This window comes from Pseudoalteromonas sp. S3178, assembly GCF_005886985.1.
Taxonomy (GTDB): Bacteria; Pseudomonadota; Gammaproteobacteria; order Enterobacterales; family Alteromonadaceae; genus Pseudoalteromonas; species Pseudoalteromonas carrageenovora.
This window is the reverse complement of sequence record NZ_PNCW01000089.1, coordinates 12,895-38,925: the sequence shown is the minus strand read 5'-3', so window position 1 is coordinate 38,925 and position 26,031 is coordinate 12,895. Positions and strand designations below refer to the sequence as shown.

Annotated in this window: 22 protein-coding genes; 14 read left to right on the top strand and 8 right to left on the bottom strand. The window is 39.5% G+C overall.

The features are described 5' to 3' along the window. Positions 1-177: 177 nt before the first annotated feature. The 3 genes from fadB to tusA all read left to right on the top strand — a co-directional run bounded on the left by fadB (position 178) and on the right by tusA (position 3,995). On the top strand, positions 178-2,337 hold the full coding sequence (gene fadB / locus CWC11_RS19370; RefSeq protein WP_138683994.1) for a fatty acid oxidation complex subunit alpha FadB: 2,160 nt from the start codon (positions 178-180) through the stop codon (positions 2,335-2,337). A 4-nt stretch (positions 2,338-2,341) separates the two neighbouring features. After that, positions 2,342-3,511 carry an acetyl-CoA C-acyltransferase FadA gene (gene fadA, locus CWC11_RS19365; protein WP_058548179.1) on the top strand — a complete coding sequence of 390 codons (1,170 nt, stop codon included), beginning with the start codon at positions 2,342-2,344 and terminating at the stop codon, positions 3,509-3,511. 244 nt (positions 3,512-3,755) lie between these two features. Further along, entirely contained in the window at positions 3,756-3,995 is a 240-nt protein-coding gene (gene tusA / locus CWC11_RS19360; protein ID WP_055016202.1) for a sulfurtransferase TusA, read from the top strand. On the opposite strand, the gene CWC11_RS19355 is transcribed toward tusA, so the two are convergent. From CWC11_RS19355 to dnaA, 8 genes are all read right to left on the bottom strand, one after another. Continuing rightward, entirely contained in the window at positions 3,992-4,375 is a 384-nt protein-coding gene (locus CWC11_RS19355; RefSeq protein ID WP_138683993.1) for a hypothetical protein, read from the bottom strand. The genes tusA and CWC11_RS19355 overlap by 4 nt on opposite strands. 666 nt (positions 4,376-5,041) lie before the next feature. Then, entirely contained in the window at positions 5,042-5,491 is a 450-nt protein-coding gene (locus tag CWC11_RS19350; RefSeq protein WP_138683992.1) for an early set domain-containing protein, read from the bottom strand. Positions 5,492-5,565: 74 nt separating this feature from the next. Beyond that, positions 5,566-7,635 (bottom strand): glycine--tRNA ligase subunit beta, encoded by a 2,070-nt coding sequence (gene glyS / locus CWC11_RS19345; RefSeq protein ID WP_138683991.1) that lies wholly within the window; start codon positions 7,633-7,635, stop codon positions 5,566-5,568. 1 nt (position 7,636) lies between these two features. After that, positions 7,637-8,539 (bottom strand): glycine--tRNA ligase subunit alpha, encoded by a 903-nt coding sequence (gene glyQ, locus CWC11_RS19340; RefSeq protein WP_013463645.1) that lies wholly within the window; start codon positions 8,537-8,539, stop codon positions 7,637-7,639. A gap of 140 nt (positions 8,540-8,679) precedes the next feature. Then, entirely contained in the window at positions 8,680-11,106 is a 2,427-nt protein-coding gene (gyrB, locus tag CWC11_RS19335) for a DNA topoisomerase (ATP-hydrolyzing) subunit B (protein WP_058548186.1), read from the bottom strand. 12 nt (positions 11,107-11,118) lie between these two features. Beyond that, positions 11,119-12,213 carry a DNA replication/repair protein RecF gene (gene recF / locus CWC11_RS19330; protein WP_138683990.1) on the bottom strand — a complete coding sequence of 365 codons (1,095 nt, stop codon included), beginning with the start codon at positions 12,211-12,213 and terminating at the stop codon, positions 11,119-11,121. Positions 12,214-12,228: 15 nt separating this feature from the next. Continuing rightward, entirely contained in the window at positions 12,229-13,332 is a 1,104-nt protein-coding gene (gene dnaN, locus CWC11_RS19325; RefSeq protein WP_138683989.1) for a DNA polymerase III subunit beta, read from the bottom strand. A gap of 13 nt (positions 13,333-13,345) precedes the next feature. Then, positions 13,346-14,737: a chromosomal replication initiator protein DnaA gene (gene dnaA, locus CWC11_RS19320; protein WP_138683988.1), complete on the bottom strand. Its 1,392-nt coding sequence runs from the start codon at positions 14,735-14,737 to the stop codon at positions 13,346-13,348. Positions 14,738-15,255: 518 nt separating this feature from the next. On the opposite strand from dnaA, the gene rpmH reads away from it, so the two are divergent. The 11 genes from rpmH to CWC11_RS19265 all read left to right on the top strand — a co-directional run bounded on the left by rpmH (position 15,256) and on the right by CWC11_RS19265 (position 26,031). Continuing rightward, entirely contained in the window at positions 15,256-15,390 is a 135-nt protein-coding gene (rpmH, locus tag CWC11_RS19315; RefSeq protein WP_004335215.1) for a 50S ribosomal protein L34, read from the top strand. A 7-nt stretch (positions 15,391-15,397) separates the two neighbouring features. Further along, entirely contained in the window at positions 15,398-15,823 is a 426-nt protein-coding gene (gene rnpA, locus CWC11_RS19310; protein WP_058548190.1) for a ribonuclease P protein component, read from the top strand. A gap of 125 nt (positions 15,824-15,948) precedes the next feature. Beyond that, positions 15,949-16,224: a membrane protein insertion efficiency factor YidD gene (gene yidD, locus CWC11_RS19305; RefSeq protein ID WP_138612309.1), complete on the top strand. Its 276-nt coding sequence runs from the start codon at positions 15,949-15,951 to the stop codon at positions 16,222-16,224. An 8-nt stretch (positions 16,225-16,232) separates the two neighbouring features. Beyond that, the gene (yidC, locus tag CWC11_RS19300) at positions 16,233-17,867 is read left to right on the top strand and encodes a membrane protein insertase YidC (RefSeq protein ID WP_138683987.1); all 1,635 of its coding nucleotides are present in this window, start codon (positions 16,233-16,235) and stop codon (positions 17,865-17,867) included. Positions 17,868-18,033: 166 nt separating this feature from the next. Further along, on the top strand, positions 18,034-19,398 hold the full coding sequence (gene mnmE, locus CWC11_RS19295; protein ID WP_138683986.1) for a tRNA uridine-5-carboxymethylaminomethyl(34) synthesis GTPase MnmE: 1,365 nt from the start codon (positions 18,034-18,036) through the stop codon (positions 19,396-19,398). A gap of 961 nt (positions 19,399-20,359) precedes the next feature. Next, complete coding sequence (gene mioC / locus CWC11_RS19290; protein WP_138683985.1) at positions 20,360-20,809, top strand: FMN-binding protein MioC; 450 nt, start codon at positions 20,360-20,362, stop codon at positions 20,807-20,809. A 426-nt stretch (positions 20,810-21,235) separates the two neighbouring features. After that, positions 21,236-23,125, top strand: coding sequence for a tRNA uridine-5-carboxymethylaminomethyl(34) synthesis enzyme MnmG (gene mnmG, locus CWC11_RS19285; protein ID WP_138683984.1), 1,890 nt, complete (start codon positions 21,236-21,238; stop codon positions 23,123-23,125). 15 nt (positions 23,126-23,140) lie between these two features. Continuing rightward, positions 23,141-23,761, top strand: a complete 621-nt coding sequence (gene rsmG / locus CWC11_RS19280; RefSeq protein WP_058548195.1) for a 16S rRNA (guanine(527)-N(7))-methyltransferase RsmG — start codon at positions 23,141-23,143, stop codon at positions 23,759-23,761. 14 nt (positions 23,762-23,775) lie between these two features. After that, positions 23,776-24,561 (top strand): ParA family protein, encoded by a 786-nt coding sequence (locus CWC11_RS19275; RefSeq protein ID WP_058548196.1) that lies wholly within the window; start codon positions 23,776-23,778, stop codon positions 24,559-24,561. A 20-nt stretch (positions 24,562-24,581) separates the two neighbouring features. Continuing rightward, complete coding sequence (locus tag CWC11_RS19270; RefSeq protein WP_138683983.1) at positions 24,582-25,508, top strand: ParB/RepB/Spo0J family partition protein; 927 nt, start codon at positions 24,582-24,584, stop codon at positions 25,506-25,508. A gap of 142 nt (positions 25,509-25,650) precedes the next feature. After that, positions 25,651-26,031 carry an ATP synthase subunit I gene (locus CWC11_RS19265; protein WP_138683982.1) on the top strand — a complete coding sequence of 127 codons (381 nt, stop codon included), beginning with the start codon at positions 25,651-25,653 and terminating at the stop codon, positions 26,029-26,031.

Here is a 26,031-nt window from a genome sequence, read left to right as displayed (position 1 = left end):
AATTAAAGCGATGACTAAAAACTTTCCATCACACCTTAGCACCAAACCAGCTATATTTTAACCAGCCGTTTGTAACCGAGTTAAATTTTTCGTTGCATTTTTAATTTAAAGCAAGCACACTGATTGAAATGCAAACTCATCGTACCAGTCTTAGTTCGTCAACTAGGGAGAATAATAATGTTATATAAAAGCGATTCCTTTGAAGTTAGCTTCCTTAAGGAAAACATCGCCGAGTTTAAGTTTTGTGTTGCAGGTTCTGTAAACACACTATCTCAAAAAACTCTTTCAGATTGCGCGGCAGCATTAAAAGAATTAGCCGCTAATACTGATATCAAAGGCATGATTTTTACCAGTGATAAAGACCACTTTATTATTGGTGCCGACATCTTCGAATTTTTACCTACGTTTACTAAACCAGAAGAAGAATTAGTAACGTGGATCAAAAACGCAACCGACGTTTTTGATTCAATCGAAGATCTACCATTCCCAACTCTAAGCGCTATAAACGGTATGGCACTTGGCGGTGGGTGTGAGTGGGCACTTGCTACCGATTATCGTGTTGCAAGCGAAACAGCTAAAATGGGCCTACCAGAAGTTAAACTTGGCATAATGCCTGGTTTTGGTGGCACAGTGCGCTTACCACGCATCATTGGCGCCGATAACGCAATGATGTGGATTACCTCAGGCGCAGAAAACCGCGCAGCTGATGCCCTTAAAGTAGGTGCGTTTGACGCGGTAGTTAGTACTGACAAACTACTAGAGTCAAGCGTAGCAACACTTGAATTAGCAATTGCTGGCAAGTTAGATTGGCAAGCAAAACGCAACGTAAAATTACAGCCACTTAAATTAAACCGCGTTGAGCAAGGCATGAGCTTTGCTATGGCAGAAGGTATGGTAATGGGTAAAACCAAAGGCCACTATCCTGCACCGGTTATGGCAGTACGTACCATTAAAGCAGCGGCAAACTGTACTCGCGATGAAGCAATGGCAATCGAAAATGCTAACTTTGCAAAACTTGCGCGTACTAACGAAGCAGCTGCACAAACCGGCATTTTCTTAAATGACCAGTTCATTAAAGGCAAAGCACGCAAACTTGCTAAACACAGCGATGTTGAAATTAAACAAGCTGCGGTATTAGGCGCAGGTATTATGGGCGGCGGTATTGCATACCAGTCAGCTTATAAAGGCACACCAATCATAATGAAAGACATCCAACAGGATGCGCTTGATTTAGGTATGGGTGAAGCATCTAAGCTACTTGGTGCAAAAGTTAAACGCGGCCATATGCCAATGGAAAAAATGCTGGCAACGCTTAGCAAAATTAAACCAACGCTTAACGATGCTGACCTACAAAACGCCAACATTATTGTTGAAGCCGTAGTAGAAAATCCTAAAGTTAAGCAAGCAGTATTAGCTGACCTTGAAAAGAACATGCCTGAAGGCACTGTACTTACATCAAACACATCGACTATTTGTATTGATTTACTTGCAGAAGCGTTAGATAAACCAGAAAACTTCTGTGGTATGCACTTTTTCAATCCAGTGCCAAGAATGCCGTTAGTAGAAATTATCCGTGGTGCAAAAACTTCTGATAAAACAATTAACGCGGTAGTTGATTACGCCCTTAAACTTGGCAAGTCACCTATCGTTGTTAACGATTGCCCTGGCTTTTTTGTAAACCGTGTTTTATTCCCGTACTTTGCAGGCTTTAGCAAATTAGTTGTTGAAGGCGCTAACTTTGCAAAAGTAGATAAAGTAATGGAAAACGTATTTGGCTGGCCAATGGGTCCAGCTTACCTACTTGACGTTGTAGGTATTGATACGGCTTATCATTGTACTGGCGTAATGGCAGACGGTTTCCCTGAGCGTATGGCACGTGCAGAAAAAGATCCGGTAACTGTTTTTGCTAACGAAAAACGTTTTGGTCAAAAGAACAAGGCGGGCTTTTACAAGTACGAAACAGACCGTCGTGGTCGTCTTAAAAAATCAAGCGATGCAACAGCAGTTGAGCTACTAGCGCCAATTACTGATGCACCTAAAGAATTTGATAAACAAGAAATCATTGACCGTTGTATGATCCCAATGATCAACGAAGTACTACTTTGTTTACAAGAAGGCATTGTTGCTTCTCCGCAAGAAGCTGATATGGCCCTTGTATACGGCGTTGGTTTCCCTCCATTTAGAGGCGGCGCGTTCCGTTACTTAGATCAAACTGGTTTAGCTAACTTTGTTGCATCAGCAGACAAATATGCTCACCTAGGTGCGATTTACCAAGTATCAGAGCAAACTCGCAAATGGGCCGAAGAAGGTCGTGTTTTCTATAAGGTGGAAGGTTAATATCATGAATAATCCAGTAATTGTAGATTGTATCCGCACACCAATGGGTCGCTCAAAAGGCGGCGTATTTAAAAACAAGCGTGCGGAAGACTTAAGCGCTCACTTAATGAAGGGCTTACTAGAACGCAACCCAGCGGTTGATCCAGCATCAATTGACGACATTTATTGGGGTTGTGTACAGCAAACATTAGAGCAAGGCTTTAACGTTGCACGTAACGCATCACTGCTTGCGGGTATTCCACATTCAGTACCTGCTACAACCGTTAACCGTTTATGTGGCTCGTCAATGCAAGCATTACATGACGCAGCACGCGCCATTATGACAGGCGCTGGCGACACTTACCTAATTGGTGGTGTTGAGCACATGGGTCACGTACCTATGACCCACGGTAACGATTTTCACCCTGGCCTAGCTACATCAATTGCACAAGCATCTGGCTCTATGGGCTTAACAGCTGAATACCTTGCTACTATTCACGGCATTAGCCGTCAGCAGCAAGACGAGTTTGCTTATCGCTCACATCAACGTGCACATGCTGCAACAGTTGAAGGACGTTTCCGCCGCGAAATTTTAGCAATGGAAGGTCACGCAGCAGATGGCTCACTTATTTTAGTTGAAGATGATGAAGTAATTCGTCCTGAAACAACGGTTGAAGGTTTATCTCAGCTTCGCCCAGTATTTAACCCAGCTACAGGCTCAGTTACTGCGGGTACGTCTTCTGCTCTTTCTGATGGCGCATCAGCCATGTTAGTAATGAGCGAAGAAAAAGCAAAAGAGCTTGGTTTACCAATTCGTGCACGCATTAGAGCTATGGCTGTTGCTGGTTGCGATCCATCAATCATGGGTTACGGCCCAGTACCAGCAAGTAAAAAAGCACTTGCACAAGCTGGTATTACAATTGATGACATCGATGTAGCAGAGCTTAACGAAGCATTTGCAGCACAATCACTGCCTGTACTTAAAGACTTAGGTTTAGCAGACGTGGTTGACGAAAAAGTGAATTTAAACGGCGGAGCAATCGCACTTGGTCACCCTCTAGGTTGTTCGGGTTCGCGTATTAGCACATCGCTTATTCACTTAATGGAAGACAAAAATGCAAAATACGGTTTAGCAACTATGTGTATTGGTTTAGGCCAAGGCATTGCCACTGTATTTGAACGTGTTCAAGACTAATTATTAGCTTAAACATGTAAACCATCTTGGTGATTAAAAAGGCGAACTGATGCAAATCAGTTCGCCTTTTTTTATTGTGCCACCAGCTAAATGAATAATGTGATCGGGTGTATTAAACTTATGCCAGATTGTTTTTTACTTTATTGAGCTGATTCGTTATATGCAAAATAGTTAACCCACAGGTTTATTTGCGCTAAACTACCCGACCTAACCAAGCCGCGACTATTTTTACAGGTAACTTTTTATGAGCTTTGATAATCCCGATCACCAATTAGACGCCATGGGCCTACGCTGCCCAGAACCTGTAATGATGATTCGCGCTGCCATTCGCAAAATTAATGACGGCGAAACACTGCTTATCATTGCCGACGACCCATCAACCACCCGCGACATTCCCAGCTTTTGTACGTTTATGGATCACACGCTGGTGGCTAAAGATGTTGAAGAAGCACCGTATAGGTATGTGGTGAAGAAAGGACTTTAAGGTTCATTGCTCAAATACTGTGTTCTAATTAAATTACTGCTTTTGAAGTGAGAATTATTTTTTTCTTCTAAATAATGAGCCACTCGGAACCACTCAAAATCCAAGTAAAATTTCTTTTCATTGTCAACTACTAACGCTGGCGGCCCCAAGAGTCGCTTCGCGTCTAAGTCTATATTCTGACCAAGTAACTTACTAAAATAATCTTCAGCCCCAGTTACTGATTTATTTACCAAGGTGCGTAGTTTTATCATTAAATCAAAAATCCCTTCAAAATAACCATCTATCGCTCTGTTGAGGTCGACTAAATCATACTTTAAGAGCTCACCTTTAAATGCAGAGTTTAACCCCTTTAACAACTTTATCCTCTCTTTCTCTTCCATTGCCGATAATACGAGTGGAATCTGAAATTTTGTTATTACGCCATTCCCATGTTTACTTTTAGATGGATATTTTAAAGTTAGCCTATTTACGGGTAACATTTTATGTTGGCATAAATTTCTCAAATTACAGCATAGAACATAATACTGATTCTCTTTAAAGATCCTCTCCCTTTCAATCAATAATTCAGATAATAATGATTGATCGATATCATTATTATCGAAAACTTATTACGTTCAATGTACAACCGATCTAAAACTAATTTTCCAGTATTCAAAATACTTAGATAGGAGATATTTAATTTAGTACGAGCTTTTTGATTTTCTATGTAAGCATGTACCTCAGAGAAATTTGAAAACTCTTGTGAAAGTTGAGCCATAGTAAGTAATGATTTAAATGTTTTAACCTCCTCGATCAAAACATCAAATAAATTTTCTATCTCTAGCTTTCGTAAAAAAACTTTATGTTTTGCTATGCACTCATATGAGTCTGTCTCAGTTAACTTACTTCGTTCAAAGCTAGGCTTATCATTTTCTAGATAGCAGTACTCTATATAATTATTCAATGCACTACCCCTTAATCCAAAGGCTCAATTTCATATTAACGTCCTTGTTGCAAATCTATAAGCTCACTCGGGCAGCTAAAAACTGATAGCTTTAAGCTTACAGCTATTTCTTCGTTATCGTCACTTTCGGCTCATCGTAGACACTGTAATCAATGCTTACTATGTACGTGCCTTTTATTGCGGGTGTATAGCTAAAGTAATTATAAATAGTATTACAGTCGGCAAGCGCTGGTTGGCCAAGTGTTAGTTTTTGCCCTTCAGGTTGTGTATCGCTATAGCCACAGTTGTAGCCTTCACTAAAATCGGCATCGGCTATTTTAAACTCGTATACTTTACCTGGCGTACTAAATTTAACTTCTGCTTGGTAGAGCGCAGGACCTACTGGCATAAATTGATACTGAGGTTCAGCATCCCAAAGCGTAAAGTCGCCTCTTAAGTAAATGGTTTTATCTAGCTCTTGTTGTGGCAGTACGTCGTTAATAGAAATTTGGCTAGTACAGGCTGTAAGTAAGCCGGCAATAGCAAGGGTTGAAATTCGTTTCATTGGGATCATCAATAAATATCCTTTACGTTCTGTGAAAACTAAAAAGCCAGCAAATCGCTGGCTTTTTAAATTGCTAAGTTAGCTTATTTTTGTAACACAGAAATATCTGCAATACCTAAAAATAATCCGCTTAACTGGCTTAGTAGCGCAAGACGATTTTGTTTAACTGCTTCATCGTCGGCCATAACCATTACGTTGTCAAAAAAGTTATCAACACTTTGACGAATACCCGCTAATTGGCTTAATGCTTCTTGATAGTTTCCATCGGCATAAAGTGGTGCAAGCTCAGTGGCAAATTTTGCCACTTGTGATGCTAATACTTTTTCAGCGTCGTCGCTTAATAAGCTCTCATCAACATCACCTTGACTAGTAATATTGTTTTTAGCCAGAATATTACCTACACGCTTATTAGCCGCTGCAAGCGCTTCTGCTTCGTCTAATGTACGGAAATGGCTTACCGCTTTAACACGGCGATCAAAATCAACAGGCTTAGTTGGACGGCGTGCAAGCACAGCTTGAATTACGTCTACTTCAATACCTTCATCTTGATACCATGCGCGAAAACGCCCTAGCATAAAATCAAATACATCTGTTGATACATTTAGATTAGTTAACTTATCGCCAAACAGGGTTTGTGCTTTTGCTACTAGGTCTAAAATATCAAGCGGTAGTTCTTTTTCTACCATGATGCGTAGTGCACCAATAGCAGCACGACGAAGCGCAAATGGGTCTTTATCACCTTTTGGTGCTTGGCCTATACCAAAAATACCCACCAGCGTATCAAACTTATCTGCAATGGCAACTGCACAGCTAATTAGGTTTGTAGGTAAGTTGTCGCCTGCAAAGCGTGGCATGTATTGCTCGTTTTGCGCAACTGCTACATCTTCAGCTTCACCATCGTGGCGAGCGTAATGCATACCCATAACACCTTGTACGTCGGTAAATTCCATTACCATTTCGGTCATTAAGTCAGTTTTACTTAATAAACCAGCACGCTTTGCAAGGTCTTTGTCGGCACCTAACTGCTCTGCAATGTAACCGGCAAGCTCGCTAATACGTACAGATTTATCTTTAAGCGTACCTAACTGCTTTTGGAATAAAACGGTATCAAGCGACTCTAAACGGCTTTCTAATGTTTTCTTTTTATCAGTTTCAAAGAAGAATTGTGCATCAGCTAAACGTGGGCGCACTACTTTTTCGTTACCTGATATAACCACACTTGGATCTTTACTTTCGATGTTAGATACAAACAAAAACTTATTTAAAAGTTTGCCGTTTTGATCTAATAACGGGAAGTATTTTTGGTCGTCCTTCATGGTGTAAATTAGCGCTTCGGCCGGTACATCTAAAAATGCTTCTTCAAATGTAGCAGTTAAAGTAACTGGCCACTCTACAAGTGATGTTACTTCTTCTAGTAAGTCTTCATCCATCGCGACAACAGCGTTAACTGCGCTTGCTGCCTCTTCTATTTGTGTACGTATTTGCGCTTTACGCTGCTCGTAGTCAGCAATAACGTAAGCCGATTTAAGTACATCAAAAATATCATCAGCATGGTTAATACTAATTTTTTCTGGATGATGGAAACGATGGCCTTGTAGTTGGTTACTTACTTGTTTACCAAGTATTTCGCCTTCTAGTAACTCGCTACCAAATAAAATAGTGACTGTATGAACTGGGCGAATAAATTGTGTTTTATTCGCGCCCCAACGCATAGGTTTAGGGATTGGTAATTTACTTAATGCTTTAGCGATAGCATCTGTCATTAGCGCTTTAGTTTCTTGCCCTGCTACTTTAGCAATGTGTAATAACCAAGCGCCTTTATCGGTTTCGAGTGTTTGTGCTTCACTTACGTCAATACCACAACCACGCGCCCAACCCATCGCTGCTTTAGTTGGATTACCTTCACTATCAAACGCTGCCTTTGTAGCTGGGCCGCGCTTTTCTACTTCTTTGTCTTGTTGCTTAGCTTCAAGCGATTTTACTTGTAAACCCAAACGACGAGGCGATGCATACCAGCTTACACCTTGGTGTGCTAACTCTAGTGTTTCTAGCTCTTGAGTTAAATTTGCAGCAAAGGCTTCTGCTAATTTACGCAAAGCTTTTGGTGGCAACTCTTCTGTGCCAATTTCTACTAATAAATTTTGTGCTGACATTTTACTTATCCTTACACAGCGGGAAACCAAGCGCTTCACGTGCATCGTAATAACTTTGTGCACACGCTTTAGATAACGCACGAACGCGTAAAATATAACGCTGACGTTCTGTTACCGATATTGCGTGGCGTGCATCTAGCAAGTTAAATGCGTGCGATGCTTTCATTACTTGCTCGTATGCAGGTAGTGGTAAGTTAGCTTCAATTAACTTTTGGCTTTCTGCTTCACACTTATCAAACTGTGCAAATAAGTCTTCTACGTTTGCATGTTCAAAGTTATAAGTAGATTGCTCTACTTCATTTTGATGGAACACGTCGCCGTATGTTACACGCCCTAGTGGACCGTCAGCCCATACTAGGTCGTAAATGCTATCTACGCCTTGAATGTACATTGCTAAACGCTCTAGGCCGTAAGTGATTTCACCTGTTACCGGTGAGCACTCTAAACCGCCTACTTGTTGAAAGTAGGTAAACTGCGTTACTTCCATACCGTTTAACCAAATTTCCCAACCTAAGCCCCATGCGCCTAGCGTAGGTGATTCCCAGTTATCTTCAACAAAGCGTACTTCGTGAGTAAGGGTGTCAATACCCATTGCCGCTAACGAGCCTAAATAAAGCTCTTGGATGTTATCTGGCGATGGCTTAAGTACTACTTGAAATTGGTAGTAATGTTGTAAGCGATTTGGATTTTCGCCATAGCGACCATCCGTAGGACGACGACATGGCTGTACGTACGCGCTCGACATTGGCTCTGGGCCAATCGATTTTAAAAATGTTTGCGGGTGGAATGTCCCTGCGCCCACTTCCATATCAAGTGGTTGAATAATGACACAGCCTTGCTGCGCCCAATAATCCTGTAAAGCCAGGATCAAACCTTGAAAGGTTTTAACGTCATATTTTTGCATATTTGGCTTTTTACTATCTGAGAAGTAGCGTGAAATTACCCTCAGTATACCTTGTGCACACTCAGGTTTTAAGCAGTTTGTGCGGTTGATAAAATAAAAAAGGAGCCATTAGGCTCCTTTCAAGATGTAAGTATAATTTTTTACACGTCTAAGTTAACTACGCGTAGTGCGTTAGTTTCAATAAAGTCACGACGAGGCTCAACTTGATCGCCCATTAATGTTGCAAACAATTGATCCGCAGCAACTGCGTCTTCAATAGTTACTTGTAACATACGACGAGCGCTAGGATCCATTGTCGTTTCCCACAGTTGGCTAGGGTTCATCTCACCCAATCCTTTATAGCGTTGAATATAGATCCCGCGCTTAGATTCTGTGATCAACCATTCCAAAGCATCCACAAAGTTATCAACAGGTTTTGTTTTCTCACCACGTTGAATATATGCGCCTTCACCAAGGATATTTGCAATGTTAGTACCAGTCACAGCAATACGTTGGTAGTCACGTGATGCAATAAAGTCATGATGAAGTACATGTGCTTTATCAACACCGTGCTGACGAATATTCACAACCGGGAAGTATAGGTTGCGCTCTGCGTCATGCTCAGTACCTGCATGGAAAATTGTTGCATCTTCATCACGTTCAATAAGGTCATCAACAAGTTCTTTAGTCCAAGCAATTACTTTAGCTTCGTCTGAAAGGTCATCTGTTTTCAGTTCGCTTTGATAAATTAAACGCTCCATTACCGTATTAGGGTATTTACGTTTTAAGCGCTCAATTACTTTAACTGTGTTTTGGTAATCATGAACAATTTGCTCAAGTGCTTCACCTTCAATCGCACTTGCATCTGCACTTGTATAAAGTGCGGCATTATTTAGTGCTAATGAAGTTAAGTAATCAACGAGTGCTGGATCATCTTTAATATAACGCTCTTGCTTACCTTTTTTCACTTTATAAAGCGGCGGCTGTGCAATGTAGATATACCCACGCTCAACAATTTCAGGCATTTGACGGTAGAAGAAAGTAAGTAGTAGCGTACGAATGTGAGAACCATCCACGTCCGCATCGGTCATGATGATGATGCGGTGATAACGAAGTTTTTCAGGATTATATTCATCGCGGCCAATACCACAGCCTAATGCAGTAATTAGCGTTGCTACTTCTTGCGAAGATAACATTTTGTCAAAACGTGCTTTTTCTACGTTTAAAATTTTACCTTTAAGTGGAAGAATAGCTTGGTTTTTACGGTTACGTCCCTGCTTGGCTGATCCGCCAGCAGAGTCCCCTTCCACTATGTATAGTTCAGATTGGGCTGGGTCTTTTTCTTGGCAATCTGCAAGCTTACCTGGTAAGCCAGCTAAATCCATTGCGCCTTTACGACGTGTCATTTCACGCGCTTTACGCGCAGCTTCACGAGCACGAGCAGCATCAATAATCTTACCAACAACAATTTTGGCATCCATTGGATTTTCTAATAAGAAATCAGTGAATTTTTCAGCCATTGCTTGTTCAACCGCAGATTTAACTTCGCTTGATACTAGCTTGTCTTTGGTTTGTGATGAGAACTTAGGATCTGGAACTTTAACACTAACAACTGCAGTTAAGCCTTCACGTGCATCATCGCCCGTCGCATTACTAGTTGTTTTAGCTTTTTTGTTAAAGCCTTCTTTTTCCATATAGTTATTAAGTGTACGTGTTAGCGCAGATCTAAAACCGGCTAAGTGAGTACCACCATCACGTTGTGGAATGTTGTTTGTAAAACAGTAGATGTTTTCTTGGAAGCCATCATTCCACTGCATTGATACTTCAACGCTAATACCATCTTCTTCACGTTCGTGAGTAAAGTGGAATACACCTTTATGTACCGGTGTTTTATTACGGTTTAGGTATTCAACAAATGCCTGAATACCACCTTCGTATTTAAAGTGGTCAGATTTATTTTCTTCACGCTCATCACTTAAGATAATACTAACGCCAGAGTTCAAGAATGAAAGCTCGCGTAAACGTTTAGCTAAAATATCATAATGAAAATCTAGGTTTGTGAATGTTTCGCCGCTTGGCCAAAAACGTAATTCAGTACCTGTTGTTTCAGAGTCGCCAATAATAGCGAGTGGTGCATCTGGCACACCCATAGTATAAAACTGCTGATGAAGTTTACCTTCACGGCGAACTGTAAGCTTTAACTTTTCAGAAAGCGCATTTACAACTGAAACACCAACACCGTGTAAGCCACCTGATACTTTATAAGAGTTATCATCAAACTTACCACCAGCATGAAGTACCGTCATGATAACTTCGGCTGCTGATACGCCTTCTTCTTCATGGATAGAAGTTGGGATACCACGACCGTTATCTCGTACTGAGACAGAACCGTCTAAGTGAATAGTTACATAAATATCATCACAATGACCTGCTAAGGCTTCATCGATAGAGTTATCAACTACTTCAAACACCATGTGGTGTAAGCCTGTGCCATCATCGGTGTCCCCTATATACATTCCAGGACGCTTTCTTACTGCGTCTAATCCTTTAAGTACTTTAATACTCGACGAGTCATAATTCTCAGACATGGTTAATCCCACTTATCTTGTTATTAGGTTGCCATGTTTCACGTGGAACATTTGTAGTTCTCGTTGCATGGGTTCCACCACAGCAGAAATACTTTCAGATAAAATTGAAGATATAAAAATTTGAGAACTGCAGTGAGCAAGCAATTGCCCCACTTTCTCTTTTGTATCTTCGCCTAGCTCTGAAGGTAAATCATCTATTAGCAATATAGATTGCTTATCTGTCTCTGACTCAATTAAACTATTTTGCGTTACTTTTAACGCATACAATAGCAGCTTTAATTGACCGCGAGAGAACGTATTCTCTACGCTGTTGCCAGCGACACTAAAACTAAAATCAGCCTTATGAGGCCCTTTACTTGTAAATCCTTGCCGAGAGTCTCGCTCAAAGCTTTGCTCTAATGCATCGTTAAGAGATTCAGTCTCTTTCCAGCCTGCGTTATAGCTAATTTCTAAATCGCGTATAAGCGTTAATTCTGCACACATTTTATCAAAAAATTGCTGCTTAAACCTACTTATATACGCCATTCTTAATTTATTTATTTGTTCAGCCAGTCTAACAAATTCTTTGTCCCAAAACCTAATTTGGTCAAAATAATTCTTAGGCTTTGTTTTAAGTAGCGCGTTGCGTTGTTTTAATACTTTATTAAACGACTGCCATAAATAAAAAAACTCATGTTCCACGTGGAACAAACCTAAATCTAAAAACTTTCTGCGTTCTTTCGGGCCACCAAAAAATAAAGAGTAGCTCTCAGGCGTAATTATTTGTACTGGCATTAATTGCGCAAGCTCAGACATTTTTCTACTTGCTTTGCCTTGGATTTTTAAACTAGTTTCACCACTTTGGGTTTTGCTAATACCAATGGGGATCGATAAATCATGAAGCGACTTACGCCCATGAATTACAAATTGTTCTTGCTGATGCGAAATAATGCTTTTATGTTTTGGAGTTCTAAAAGATTTGCCGTGAGAAAGGTAATAAATAGCTTCTAAAAGGCTGGTTTTTCCACTGCCGTTTTCACCATAAATTATGTTAACGCCGTTGACTGGTTCTAGCGTCAATGCCTCAATATTACGAAAATATTTGAGGCTCAAATGACTTAAGCTCATTATATATTTATAGTCTTATAAGCGCATTGGCATAACGACATACATAGCTTCTTCATCGCCTGCACCTTCAATAAGTGCACTGCTATTTGAATCGGCTAATGTAAATAAAACATCTTCAGTTTTTAATGTGTTTAAAACATCAAGTACATAAGACACATTAAAACCAATTTCTAAATCATCACCTTCGTAGTTTACTTCTACCACCTCTTCAGCTTGCTCTTGCTCTGGGTTGTTAGCCGTAATTTTAAGTAAACCGTTTGAAAGATTTAATCGCACGCCTCTAAATTTTTCGTTAGATAAAATAGATACGCGTTGAAAAGCATTTCGTAACCACTCGCGATTAGCTGTAATCACTTTGTCACCACCACGTGGTAATACACGACGGTAATCAGGAAAACGCCCATCAACCAATTTACTGGTAAACGTGAACTCAACATCAATAATACGAATATGGTTAGCACCAAACTGAATTGTTACTAATTCATCATCAGCAACCATAAGGCGCATAATTTCTTGCACACCTTTACGCGGTATAATTAATTGGCGCTGTGTATTAAGTGATTGCGTCAGCTCTTTTTGAGCAATAGCTAAACGGTGGCCATCAGTCGCAACTGTTTTTATATCAGTGTTATCAACCTCAAAAGACATACCATTTAGGTAGTAGCGTACGTCTTGATTAGCCATCGAAAAATGCGTGCTTTCTAGTAATTTACGAAGCTCTATACGAGTAAGTTGAAACTCAACTTCACCATCCCACTGTTCTAAGTTAGGAAAGTCTTCAGCAGCAAGCGTAGTTAATGAAAAGCGACTTTTACCACTTGTTAAAAGTAGTTGGTGCTCTTGTAAGCTTAAAGTAAGGTCTGAACCATCAGGTAGACTTTTACAAATATCGAGTAATTTTTTAGCAGGTAAAGTTAATTTTGTATCAGCAATATCTTCACCTACAAAAACGCCTGCAACCAACTCAATTTCAAGGTCTGTCCCTGTCATTGAAAGTTGTCCGTTTTCTACCACTAACAATACGTTAGATAAAATAGGCAACGTATGCTTGCGCTCTATGGCACCCGATACTTGCACTAATGGCTTTAAAAATTGTTCTCTTGAAATTGTTATTTGCATAATAAAGTCAGCCCTAAGATGACAATGTTCTTATTAAATTTTGATAATCTTCTTTTATTTCGTGGCTTTCATCACGTAGTGATTTCACCTTACGACACGCATGTAATACGGTGGTATGGTCACGCCCGCCAAATGCGTCGCCAATCTCAGGTAGACTATGATTGGTCAATTCTTTAGATAACGCCATTGCTACTTGGCGAGGCCTTGCTATAGAGCGACTGCGGCGCTTAGATAGCAGATCAGATACACGAATTCTGTAATATTCGGCTACTGTGCGTTGAATGTTATCTATGGTTACAAGCTTATCTTGTAGTGCTAATAAGTCACGCAGTGCTTCTTTTACAAAGTCGATAGAAATCGGACGACCCGTAAAATTGGCGTTAGCTATTACACGGTTAAGTGCACCTTCTAATTCACGTACATTAGAACGTAATTTTTTAGCAATAAAAAAGGCCACTTCGTGCGGTAAATTAATCTTACTCTGCTGGGCTTTTTTCATCAAAATAGCAACGCGCGTTTCAAGCTCTGGTGGCTCAATGGCAATAGTTAAGCCCCAGCCAAAACGAGATTTAAGACGGTCTTCAACGCCTTCAATTTCTTTTGGGTATCTGTCGGAGGTTAAAATTATTTGCTGATTACCTTCAAGTAGTGCATTAAAGGTATGAAAAAATTCTTCTTGAGAACGCTCTTTATTAGCAAAAAACTGAATGTCATCGATCATCAATGCATCAACACTACGGTAGTAACGCTTAAATTCTTCTATTGCATTATTTTGTAGTGCTTTAACCATATCTTGTACAAAGCGCTCTGAATGCATGTAAACAATTTTAGCATCAGGCTTATTTGCCATAATGCCATTACCTACTGCATGTAATAAGTGAGTTTTACCTAAACCTGTTCCGCCATATATAAATACAGGGTTAAAAGCAGAGCCTGGATTATCAGCAACTTGAGTTGCTGCAGCTTTTGCTAATTGGTTAGATTTACCTTCAACAAAGCTATCAAAGGTATAGTTTTCTTTTATATTAGATTTATAACCTGACTTAGGAGCAGGTTCAACAACAGGCTTTTGTTCTCGTGGCTGTTGTTTTGCAGTTGTTTGCTGAGCACTTGGCGCTGATTGAGTTTCAACAGCTGGCGCAACTTGAGTGTTTAATAAAGGCTTACTACCTACATCAAAACGCAGCTCTGGTGCTTCTACACCACAAATTTCTACTAATAATTCGTTAATTCTATTTAGGTACTTTTCTCTAACCCAATCAAGCACAAAACGATTAGGTGCATAAATAGTTAAGGTATCTTCGGTACTTTCTGCTTGAAGTGGTCTTACCCACATACTGAATTGCTGCGAAGGCAGCTCATCTTGCAATACATATAAACAACTTTGCCAAACCGACAGATACACAGTTAAACTCCCAGAGATATAATTTTTATTCCCGCACATCATTAATGATTAAAAATCATACATTTATTACGTTCAGTTGGCCAAATAAGCGACCCAAGACCGGGTATTATGAAGGCACTTTATCCACAAGTAAAAGATTGATTTTTATTAAATTGTTGATATCGATGTATAAAATCATTAACAGGCTGATTTAAAACAGTTTTTATTTTAAAGGCTGAGGAGTGATCATAACAAAATAACACGAAGATCGCGAACCAAATTTACGTTCCAATTTACTTTTCCCCCGCTTTTATTCACTTTTTATACAAGGGCTGTGGAAAACTCTTTATTTATGATGATCCTACTTGATCACCCTTATAAGATCCCTTTGAAACAGTAAATAAACCCTATTGAGCTAACGTAATTATGATTGACTTTACATTACTTAATCTATAATATCTCGCGCTCGCAATGGCACCTATGCCAGGATCGCGACCTGTATAGGATGTTTTAACTTTAACCGATCGGATGAGATTGTTATGAAAAGAACTTTTCAACCTAGCGTTTTAAAACGCAAACGTGCACACGGCTTCCGTGCTCGCATGGCAACTGTAAATGGCCGTAAAGTATTAGCACGTCGCCGCGCTAAAGGCCGCAAAGTTCTTTCTGCTTAATTTATAAGTGGAAGACTTTAGCTTTGGCAGGGAGTTACGTCTGTTAACTCCCTCGCATTACTCTCGCATATTTAACGAACCCGCTCGGGCTGCAACTCCTTACTTTACTCTTTTAGCAAAACCCAATGACCAAGACAAACCTAGGTTAGGACTTACTGTCGCTAAAAAACGTGTAAAAAAGGCATGCCAACGTAACCGTATTAAACGACTCGCTCGCGAAAGTTTTCGTTTAAATAAACACAATTTAGATAATATCGATATTGTGCTAATGGTTAAATCTGGTGTTGATGAGCAGTCTAATGAAGAGTTAACCAAACAGTTAACTAAACTGTGGCGTAAAATAAATGAACGCTGCAAACCTGGTGCACCTAAACCACCACCTTTTAAAAAACGCCCAAACAAATCAGCTAAATCTAATAAACAACCCCGATAGCAATAGAATTGCAGGGTTAATTAATGTATCTTTAGCTCACCTTTTAATCATGCGTTTAAAATCTCTAATTGAGCCTTTAAATACATGGTATCTATTCACTAAATATACGCAGGGGCATAAACACCATGAGGTTACTAAAACCACTTGTTGCTATTCCAAAGCGTTGTTTAGTGTTATTTATCCGCGGTTATCAAATGTGGATAAGCCCACTACTAGGCCCGCATTGTCGTTTTAATCCAAGCTGCTCTCATTATGCGATTCAAGCAATTAATTTGCATGGATTTGTAAAAGGGAGTTGGTTAGCACTTAAACGCATATTAAAATGCCATCCTTTACATTCAGGCGGAGAAGACCCCGTACCTGAAAAATTAACCCATATTAACCACCAACACGAGAAATAAGAGCTGTTATGGAATCGCAACGCACGTTTTTATTAATCGGCCTAATGTTAGTGTCGTTTTTATTATTTCAAGAATGGAATAACGATTACAACGCACCTAAAGCCGATCCAAGTGCCACAACACAAACACAACAAGCAAATTCACCAGAATCGGATGACTTCATACCGTCATCGTCAGATTCAGGTTTACCTGCTTCAGCCACTTTAGCTAAACGTTCAGTTATTGAAATAACAACTGATGTATTTAAAGTAAAAATTGACACCAAAGGCGGTGACATTGTTGAAGCAGACTTACTCCAATACGAAGAAGTAAAAGGTGAAGAAACACCATTTATGCTTTTAGGTGAGTTTGATGGTAATCAATACTTTTCACAAAGTGGCTTAATTGGCTTAAATGGCCCAGATGCATCTGCAAATGGTCGCCCTACTTATCAAGCAACGCAAAAAGCCTACACGCTAAGTGGTGATGAACTACGTGTACCACTTACTTATGTAGATAGTAACGGCGTAAGCTTTACTAAAACATATGTATTTAAAAAAGGTCAATACGATGTAGGCCTAGAGTACACAGTAAACAACGCTACAAGCGCACCAGTGCAAGTACAGCTATACACGCAAATTAAGCGCACTGTACAAGAAAAAGGCAGCTTAGTTGATCAAAACTATTTAGGGTCTGCATTCGGCACGGATGATGAACCATACGAAAAATATAGTTTTTCAGATATGGCTGACAAAAACCTAAATAAAAATACCCAAGGCGGTTACGTTGCATTTATTCAGCATTACTTTGTAAGTGCATGGGTACCTAAGCAAGACGAAACACATACTATTTATAGCTTAATTACTAAAAGTAACGCGGCTATTATTGGTTCTAAAGCAGAACCTGTAAACATACAAGCAGGCAGTGAACAAACACTAAGTGCTATTTACTACATGGGCCCTAAAGAGTCTGATATTCTTGAAGCGATTCACCCAGACTTAGACTTAACTGTAGATTACGGTTGGTTATGGTTTATTTCACAGCCTTTATTTGTCCTGCTTAAATGGTTACACAGTATTTTAGGTAACTGGGGTGTAGCAATTATTGCCATCACTATTATCGTTAAATCGCTAATGTACCCACTGACTAAAGCACAATATACCTCAATGGCCAAAATGCGTGCCCTTCAGCCAAAAATGGCTGCTCTTAAAGAAAAATATGGTGATGACCGCCAAAAATTCGGCCAAGCTACAATGGAAATGTACAAAAAAGAAAAAGTTAACCCTATGGGCGGCTGTTTCCCTATTTTGTTACAAATGCCAATTTTCTTAGCGCTATTTTACGTATTCTTAGAGTCTACAGAACTTCGCCATGCAGAGTTTGTACTTTGGTTGACTGACCTTTCAGCACAAGACCCATACTACGTATTACCAATATTATTTGGTGCAAGTATGTTTGTGACGCAAAAACTACAACCAATGACGGTTACCGATCCAATGCAGCAAAAAATGATGACCTTTATGCCGGTTATCTTCTCTGTATTCTTCTTATGGTTCCCATCTGGTTTAGTACTTTACTGGTTAGTGTCTAACCTTATTTCTATTGTCCAAATGCTTATCATCTACCGTGGCATGGAAAAGAAAGGAATAAAAGTAAGAGGCTAATTGCCTATACCCAAGCCACATCAAGATGGTTTGGGTATATTACTTATATAAAGGCGACTTAGGTCGCCTTTTTTATTGCCTGTTTTTTACCACAGCTATTCGCTACAAATAAATGCATAGGTTACAATACGGCCATAAAGTTACTCATTGTTGGCAAATTAATAGCATGATCAATCAAGATACAATTGCAGCACAAGCAACCGCTCCAGGGCGTGGTGGCGTAGGTATAATCAGGGTTTCTGGCAGTCTTGCCAAAAGCGTGGCTGAAAAAGTAATTGGTAAAATACCTAAAGTTCGATACGCCGACTATGTTCCGTTTAAAAGCCTAAGTGGCGAGCAACTTGATCAGGGTATTGCTATTTATTTTGCTGGCCCAAACTCATTTACCGGCGAAGATGTACTAGAGCTACAAGGTCATGGCGGCCCTGTTGTACTAGACATGCTATTAAAAGAAATTAGCCAAATTGAAGGCGTTCGCTTAGCTAAACCAGGTGAGTTTTCTGAGCGCGCATTTATGAACGATAAGCTTGATTTAACTCAAGCAGAGGCTATTAGCGATTTAATTAATGCAACCTCAGAGCAGGCCGCTAAAAGTGCCTTACAATCGCTACAAGGTGAATTTTCTAAACATATTGAAACCCTAGTAGAAAAAGTAATTCATTTACGAATGTATGTAGAGGCTGCAATTGACTTCCCTGATGAAGAAATCGACTTTTTATCCGATGGCAAAGTATCGGGTGATTTAGATGCCATAATCAGTCAATTAAACACAGTAACTAGCCAAGCTAAGCAAGGCAGTATTATGCGAGAAGGTATGCGCGTAGTTATTGCTGGGCGCCCTAACGCGGGTAAATCAAGTTTATTAAATGCCTTAGCAGGACGCGAAGCCGCCATAGTAACCGAAATAGCAGGTACTACTCGCGACGTACTACGAGAGCATATTCATATTGATGGCATGCCACTACATATTATTGATACCGCAGGCTTACGTGAGAGCCCAGACCGCGTAGAGCAAATAGGTATAGAGCGCGCATGGGATGAAATAAACCAAGCTGACCGCGTGTTATTTATGCTTGATGGTACCGATACAATCGATACCGACCCACATGCTATATGGCCTGAATTTATGGCTAAACTACCACAAGGTATGGGTGTAACGGTTATAAGAAATAAAGCAGATCTGTCGGGCGATGTTGTAGGTATGGAGCAAGAACAGCAGTACCCTGTAATTAGCTTAAGCGCAAAAAATGCAGACGGCATTGAGCTTGTACGAGAGCATTTAAAAGCCTGTATAGGCTTTCAAGGAGCTACAGAGGGCGGGTTTATGGCACGTCGTCGTCACTTAGATGCGCTTGAGCACGCGGCCTACCATTTAGACACAGGTAAAACTCAGTTAGAAATGCACATAGCTGGTGAAATATTGGCTGAAGAGCTTCGTTTAACGCAGCAATACTTAAATGAAATAACCGGCGAATTTACCTCAGACGACTTACTTGGCAAAATATTTAGCTCGTTTTGTATTGGTAAATAAGTCACAAATACAATCTAATTTAGGGCACTTAAGTGCCCTTTTTTATGCCTAAATATAAGTCATTTAATTAAGACAATTTGGTTTAAAAGAACCAAAATAACTCATTCAATTACTACTATAAAAGCTATCAAAATGATGAATTTAGGAGCTAAAAAGAGTATTTAATAAGTAGGTTCGACTGAATTGATACTAAGCACTGTCGCTCTAAATAGCCTTATTAGCCATAACTAAAGTCGCTAAAGTGCTAAAATAGTAATCAAAAAGCGAGTTTAAATAGCTATTAAAAAGCACCAAAAAGCAATTTTCCTTTCATATTTTAATACGATCCGATTACTTAAATATAAAATCACCACTGCGATTTTGAATTAAACTTAACTTTTAATCCCCCATCCACCAGCAAAAAATCTTCATAAATTGTTCAAAATAAAAAATTATTCAAAAAGGTTATCCACAATAAGCAGTTTTATGGCAAACAATACTAAAAATTAGCTCACTAAAGAGTCAAAGCGACGACGATCCTTAAAAAAGAGCTGTTTTTAAAATTAATTTTAGCTTTTTAAAGCAGATCTCATTAAATAGATCGTTTTTGAAAATTATTTTTGATCGCGTTTTTAAGTTATCAACAAGATTACTATCCACATTGTGATCAACAGCTATATATGAGTCACAAAATGCTGGCTGGTGGATCTACTTAATTTAAATATCAATAACTTAGCAATTAAGTAAACAGTGAACAAGTTAACTTAAACAGAGGTTCCCCCAACCTTATCAACAACTTGATCATAAGATTACATTTGAAGTAAATATGTTAAACCATTTAAATTCAACAACTTAAAATACAACTAAAGTAACAGTTTAAAAACTTAGCAAAAATAGTTATACAAAATACTCTCAAGCTCTTTACTGAAACACTAACTAAGCTATCATAGCGGGCAAATTGGTAATGTGTGATCAGTAAAATATGAGTTTAGTAAATATAATCGTTGGTAGCCAAATGGGATCTGCAGAATATGTTGCAGAACAACTTTGTGATGAATTAAACAACCAAGGGATTAGCACTGAGATACACGATCAACCAAATTTATCTGATATTGATCAACACAATACAATATGGCTTATATGTACTTCTACTTATGGTGCAGGTGATTACCCTGAAAACCTTTTGCCCTTTATAGAACAGTTAAATCAGCGAAGTGATCTATCAGCTGTAAAATATTCAGTCATTGGTTTGGGTGACACAAGTTATGACACTTATAACTTAGCCGGGCGTAATATAGATAGCTTAATGGCCAGCAAAGGCGCTACTTGCATAGCCCCAAGGCTTGAATTAAATATTCTTGATGAAGCATTACCTGAAGATACAGCCCTAGAATGGCTTGATTCATGGGTTGAAAAAACACAATTAAAGTAACATGATCTAAATAAAGCAATAAAAAAGTTACCCACAATTTACTAATAATATAGTTACTTTTGTGGATAACCACTGATCAAACTGCGATTTCAAGCATGCTTACCCATTGGATAAGATCGACTTGATATACCCCTGTGTATAAAGTCCTATTTTGATCAGAGCTTATTTGCCTGATGATCCGATCATATTAACACCTTTAGATCCGATCTAATTCCATGTTTTAAATATAGAAATATACCTTATCAACAGAAAACCCGATCAGTAGTAGTAATAGTATTAAAAGATCTCTTTAAAAGATCCTTTATATTATAAGTGATCAGTGACTTAGATCTTGAGCACTGTTTAATCATTTATCTTCTGCTAAATTCTAGGTAGAATACGCTCCCTTTTGAAGTTTACTGGTTTGGTTTAAGTAGGATCCCATTAATGATTTTTCACGAAAAGTTTGACGTTATCGTAGTAGGCGGTGGACATGCTGGCACTGAAGCCGCATTGGCAGCTGCACGCATGGGGATGAATACCCTGCTGCTAACTCACAATATGGATACCCTTGGTCAAATGTCTTGTAACCCTGCAATTGGTGGCATTGGCAAAGGTCATTTGGTTAAAGAAATTGACGCTCTTGGCGGTGCAATGGCGCAAGCTATTGACAAAGGCGGGATCCAGTTTCGTACGCTTAATTCTTCTAAAGGACCAGCTGTTCGTGCAACTCGTGCACAAGCTGATCGCGCATTATACAAAGCGGCCATCCAAGACACTTTACAAAACCAAGAAAACTTAAAAATATTTCAGCAATCATGTGATGATCTAATCGTTGAAGATAATCGTGTTGTTGGCGTTGTAACCCAAATGGGTTTACGTTTTAGTGCACCGAGTGTTGTTTTAACAGTAGGTACATTTTTAGGTGGTCAAATACATATTGGCTTAGAAAACTTTAAAGGCGGACGCGCAGGCGATCCACCTTCAATTGCATTAGCGAATAGATTGCGTGAACTACCATTTAGAGTTGATCGATTAAAAACCGGTACACCTCCACGTATTGATGCCCGTACAGTTGATTTTAGTAAAATGGAAGAACAGCCTGGCGACATGCCTACCCCTGTATTTTCATTTATGGGCAAACAAAGTGATCACCCACAACAGATACCGTGTTACATCACTTACACTAACGAAAAAACACATGATGTTATTCGTAAAAACTTACATCGCTCACCTATGTACTCAGGTGTTATTGAAGGTATTGGTCCTCGCTACTGCCCTTCAATTGAAGATAAAATAGTTCGTTTTGCCGATAAAGATAAACACCAGATATTTGTAGAGCCTGAAGGTTTAACTTCTAACGAGTTATACCCTAATGGTATTTCGACAAGCTTACCGTTTGATGTGCAACTAGAAATAGTGCAATCAATTGGCGGATTTGAAAATGCGCATATTTGTCGTCCTGGTTATGCTATTGAGTATGACTTTTTCGACCCTCGCGATTTAAAACAGTCATTAGAAACCAAATTTATTGACGGGTTATTTTTTGCAGGTCAAATAAATGGTACTACTGGTTACGAAGAAGCAGGTGCACAAGGTTTAATTGCCGGTATGAATGCTGCGTTGCAAGTTCAAGGCAAAGATGCATGGACACCACGTCGAGATGAAGCTTATGTTGGCGTATTAATTGACGACTTAGCAACGCTTGGTACAAAAGAACCGTACCGTATGTTTACTAGCCGCGCTGAATACCGTTTATTATTGCGAGAAGACAATGCTGATATTCGCTTAACAGAAAAAGGCCGTGAGTTAGGGCTAGTTAATGATGAACGTTGGCAGGCATTTAACGAAAAAATGGAAGTGATCGAAAAAGAGAAACAACGTATGAAAGATACGTGGATCCATAAAGATCACCCTGTTGTTGATCAAGTAAATGCTTTACTGAAAACACCATTAACACGTGAAGCGAGTTTAGAGGATCTTCTTCGTCGTCCTGAGATTCGTTATAACGATCTTGTTGCTATTGATGGACTAGGATCTGAGCACACAAATAAAGCCGCACTTGAACAGGTTGAAATTCATACTAAGTATGCTGGATACATTGCGCGTCAGCAAGATGAGATCAATAAGCAGCTTCGTCATGAGCAAACAATCTTACCAAAAGAGTTCGATTATAAAACAGTATCTGGCTTATCAAACGAAGTAGTTGCTAAGCTAACTGATGCTCGTCCGGATACTATTGGTCAAGCTTCGCGTATTTCTGGTATCACCCCAGCGGCGATTTCGCTATTATTAGTGTATCTAAAGAAGCAAGGCTTGTTACGCAAAACTGCGTAACGGTAAAGGTACACTGTGTTACAGCAACAATTAACTACATTGTTAGCGCAAACTGATATTGCGCTAACAGAAAAACAACAGCAGCAGCTAGTTCAATATGTTGAGTTATTAAACAAATGGAACAAAGCTTATAATTTAACCTCTGTACGCTTACCTGAAGAAATGATGGTTAAGCATATTATGGATAGCTTAGTTGTTGCTCCTCATTTACCCGGTCATCATTATATTGATGTTGGTACGGGCCCTGGTTTACCAGGTATCGTTTTAGCTATTGCATTACCTGATACACAATTTGTATTACTCGATAGCCTAGGTAAGCGCGTTCGCTTTTTAATGCATGTTAAACATGAGCTTGGTCTTGATAACGTAACCCCTGTTCAGTCAAGAGTTGAAGAATATCAGCCAAGTGTTAAATTAGATGGCGTACTCAGTCGTGCATTTGCTTCATTACAAGATATGGTTGACTGGTGTTCGCACTTAATTGATCATTCAGGTAAATTTATAGCACTTAAAGGTGTGTTCCCTAGTGAAGAGCTAGAGTCGCTACCTAAAGGTGTTAAGTTTGAGCAAAAAATTGCATTGGAAGTACCAAAGTTAGATGCACAACGACATTTAATTATTCTTTCTAAAGACTAGGGATCAGAGACACTGTGGCAAAAGTCATCGCATTAGCAAATCAAAAAGGTGGAGTGGGTAAAACTACAACCGCCGTTAATCTCGCTGCATCTATGGCTGCAACGAAACGTAAAGTGCTGTTAATTGATCTCGACCCGCAAGGCAACGCGACAATGGGAAGTGGCGTAGATAAGTACGGCGACGTACCTACTATCTACGATTTACTCATAGAAGATAAGCCCATTGAAGAGGTAATAATTAAAGAAACCTCTGGCGAATACCATATGATTGCTGCAAACGGTGATGTAACCGCTGCAGAAGTTAAATTAATGGAATTATTTGCACGCGAAGTTCGCCTTCGTAATGCACTTGAAAAAATTCAGGACCAGTACGAATTTATTTTTATCGACTGCCCACCCTCTTTAAATATGTTAACCGTTAACGCTATGGCCGCTGCTGATTCTATTTTAGTTCCAATGCAGTGCGAGTATTATGCTTTAGAAGGTTTAACTGCATTAATGGACACCATTACGCAACTTGCCAAGTTGGTTAACCCTAACTTAAAAATAGAAGGCATACTTCGGACTATGTACGATCCGCGTAATCGTTTAGCTAATGACGTATCAGAACAATTAAAACAACATTTTGGTGATAAAGTATACCGCACTGTAATTCCACGTAACGTTCGATTAGCAGAAGCGCCAAGTTTTGGTGCACCAGCTATGTACTATGACCGAGCATCAAGTGGCGCTAAAGCATATTTAGCACTTGCGGGTGAAATGTTACGCAGAAAAGAAAAAACAGCGTCCGTTGTCGCCTAACTTTGAGGTAAAAAAATAACATGTCTGCTAAAAAACGAGGTTTAGGCCGAGGACTCGATGCACTTTTAAGTTCGTCAAAACCTGCACCCAGCGTAAGCAAGGATCAAGACACATCAACTGTTACTGAAACTGTACAAAAAGCAGTAGAAGTTAATAACAGCGAACTACAAAAATTGCCTATCGAGTTTTTACACTCGGGTAAATATCAACCTCGTAAAGACATGTCTGAAGAGGCACTTGAAGAATTAGCCAGCTCTATTCGCTCACAAGGCATTATTCAGCCAATTGTTGTGCGCCCAGTTGCACAAAATAGTTATGAAATAATTGCCGGTGAACGTCGTTGGCGAGCAGCGCAAATTGCAAAGCTTGAAAGTGTACCTTGTATTATCAAAGATGTGCCAGATGAAGCGGCTGTTGCTATTGCGCTTATTGAAAACATTCAGCGCGAAGATTTAAACGCAATGGAAGAAGCTGTTGCACTAAACCGCCTACTTAATGAATTCGAACTAACACATCAGCAGGTAGCTGATGCTGTTGGTAAATCGCGTACAACCGTAACTAATTTACTACGTTTAAATAATTTAAATAGCGATGTAAAAATTCTGTTAGAACATGGCGACATTGAAATGGGCCACGCACGTTGTTTATTAGCCCTAGAAGGTGAATCACAATCAGATGCCGCGCGTTTAGCTGTTGCAAAAGCACTCACGGTTCGTGAAACTGAAAAACTGGTACGTTCTATTTTAGAGCCGGCGCCAGCAAAAGAAGTGGTAGCGAAAGACCCTGACGTGAAGCAGTTAGAACAACAGCTTGCTGAAAACCTAGGTGCCAAAGTTGAAATAAATTACAACAAAAAAGGCAAAGGCAAGTTGGTCATTTCTTACACTAATTTAGATGAGCTCGACGGTATTTTAAACCGCATCAACCAAGACAATACCCAGCATTAGTTTTCTACATGTCCAATAAGAGACATTTGTAGCTATTTTGTGTTACAAAGCGTCTACTCAAGTTGCAAAACTGGCAGGATTAAGTATAATTTCGCCAGTTTTCACACCCTAACAATTAGAACGCCATAAAGGTTAACTAAACGTGACTAATAAGTTAGCAAGACCTTACAGGCTTGCCGCATTTAAATTAATTTGTCTACAGGGTATCGTGGCTTTAGTAGCTGCAGTTATTATTTTTATTGGTTGGGGAGCAAGTGCCAGCTTATCAGCGTTAGCTGGAAGCAGCGTTGCAATACTCCCTCACCTAGTATTTGCGCTTTATGCATTCAGATTTATGGGTGCAAGCCAAGCAAATCAAGCGTATGCCTCGTTAAAACGCGGTAACGGATTAAAATTTATGCTAACAATCGTATTGTTCGCACTGATACTCAAGTCAACCACGGTAATATTAATGCCGTTTTTTTGTGTTTACGTATTTGTGTTGTTTACAGGATTGTTCGCACCCGTTTTTTTTAAACATTAA

Excerpts from the sequence above, each read along its gene's own strand:
- fadB (WP_138683994.1), top strand. The coding sequence starts at position 178 with ATGTTATATAAAAGCGATTCCTTTGAAGTTAGCTTCCTTAAGGAAAAC.
- fadA (WP_058548179.1), top strand. The coding sequence starts at position 2,342 with ATGAATAATCCAGTAATTGTAGATTGTATCCGCACACCAATGGGTCGC.
- tusA (WP_055016202.1), top strand. The coding sequence starts at position 3,756 with ATGAGCTTTGATAATCCCGATCACCAATTAGACGCCATGGGCCTACGC.
- CWC11_RS19355 (WP_138683993.1), bottom strand. The coding sequence starts at position 4,375 with ATGGAAGAGAAAGAGAGGATAAAGTTGTTAAAGGGGTTAAACTCTGCA.
- CWC11_RS19350 (WP_138683992.1), bottom strand. The coding sequence starts at position 5,491 with ATGATCCCAATGAAACGAATTTCAACCCTTGCTATTGCCGGCTTACTT.
- glyS (WP_138683991.1), bottom strand. The coding sequence starts at position 7,635 with ATGTCAGCACAAAATTTATTAGTAGAAATTGGCACAGAAGAGTTGCCA.
- glyQ (WP_013463645.1), bottom strand. The coding sequence starts at position 8,539 with ATGCAAAAATATGACGTTAAAACCTTTCAAGGTTTGATCCTGGCTTTA.
- gyrB (WP_058548186.1), bottom strand. The coding sequence starts at position 11,106 with ATGTCTGAGAATTATGACTCGTCGAGTATTAAAGTACTTAAAGGATTA.
- recF (WP_138683990.1), bottom strand. The coding sequence starts at position 12,213 with ATGAGCTTAAGTCATTTGAGCCTCAAATATTTTCGTAATATTGAGGCA.
- dnaN (WP_138683989.1), bottom strand. The coding sequence starts at position 13,332 with ATGCAAATAACAATTTCAAGAGAACAATTTTTAAAGCCATTAGTGCAA.
- rpmH (WP_004335215.1), top strand. The coding sequence starts at position 15,256 with ATGAAAAGAACTTTTCAACCTAGCGTTTTAAAACGCAAACGTGCACAC.
- yidD (WP_138612309.1), top strand. The coding sequence starts at position 15,949 with ATGAGGTTACTAAAACCACTTGTTGCTATTCCAAAGCGTTGTTTAGTG.
- yidC (WP_138683987.1), top strand. The coding sequence starts at position 16,233 with ATGGAATCGCAACGCACGTTTTTATTAATCGGCCTAATGTTAGTGTCG.
- mnmE (WP_138683986.1), top strand. The coding sequence starts at position 18,034 with ATGATCAATCAAGATACAATTGCAGCACAAGCAACCGCTCCAGGGCGT.
- mioC (WP_138683985.1), top strand. The coding sequence starts at position 20,360 with ATGAGTTTAGTAAATATAATCGTTGGTAGCCAAATGGGATCTGCAGAA.
- mnmG (WP_138683984.1), top strand. The coding sequence starts at position 21,236 with ATGATTTTTCACGAAAAGTTTGACGTTATCGTAGTAGGCGGTGGACAT.
- CWC11_RS19270 (WP_138683983.1), top strand. The coding sequence starts at position 24,582 with ATGTCTGCTAAAAAACGAGGTTTAGGCCGAGGACTCGATGCACTTTTA.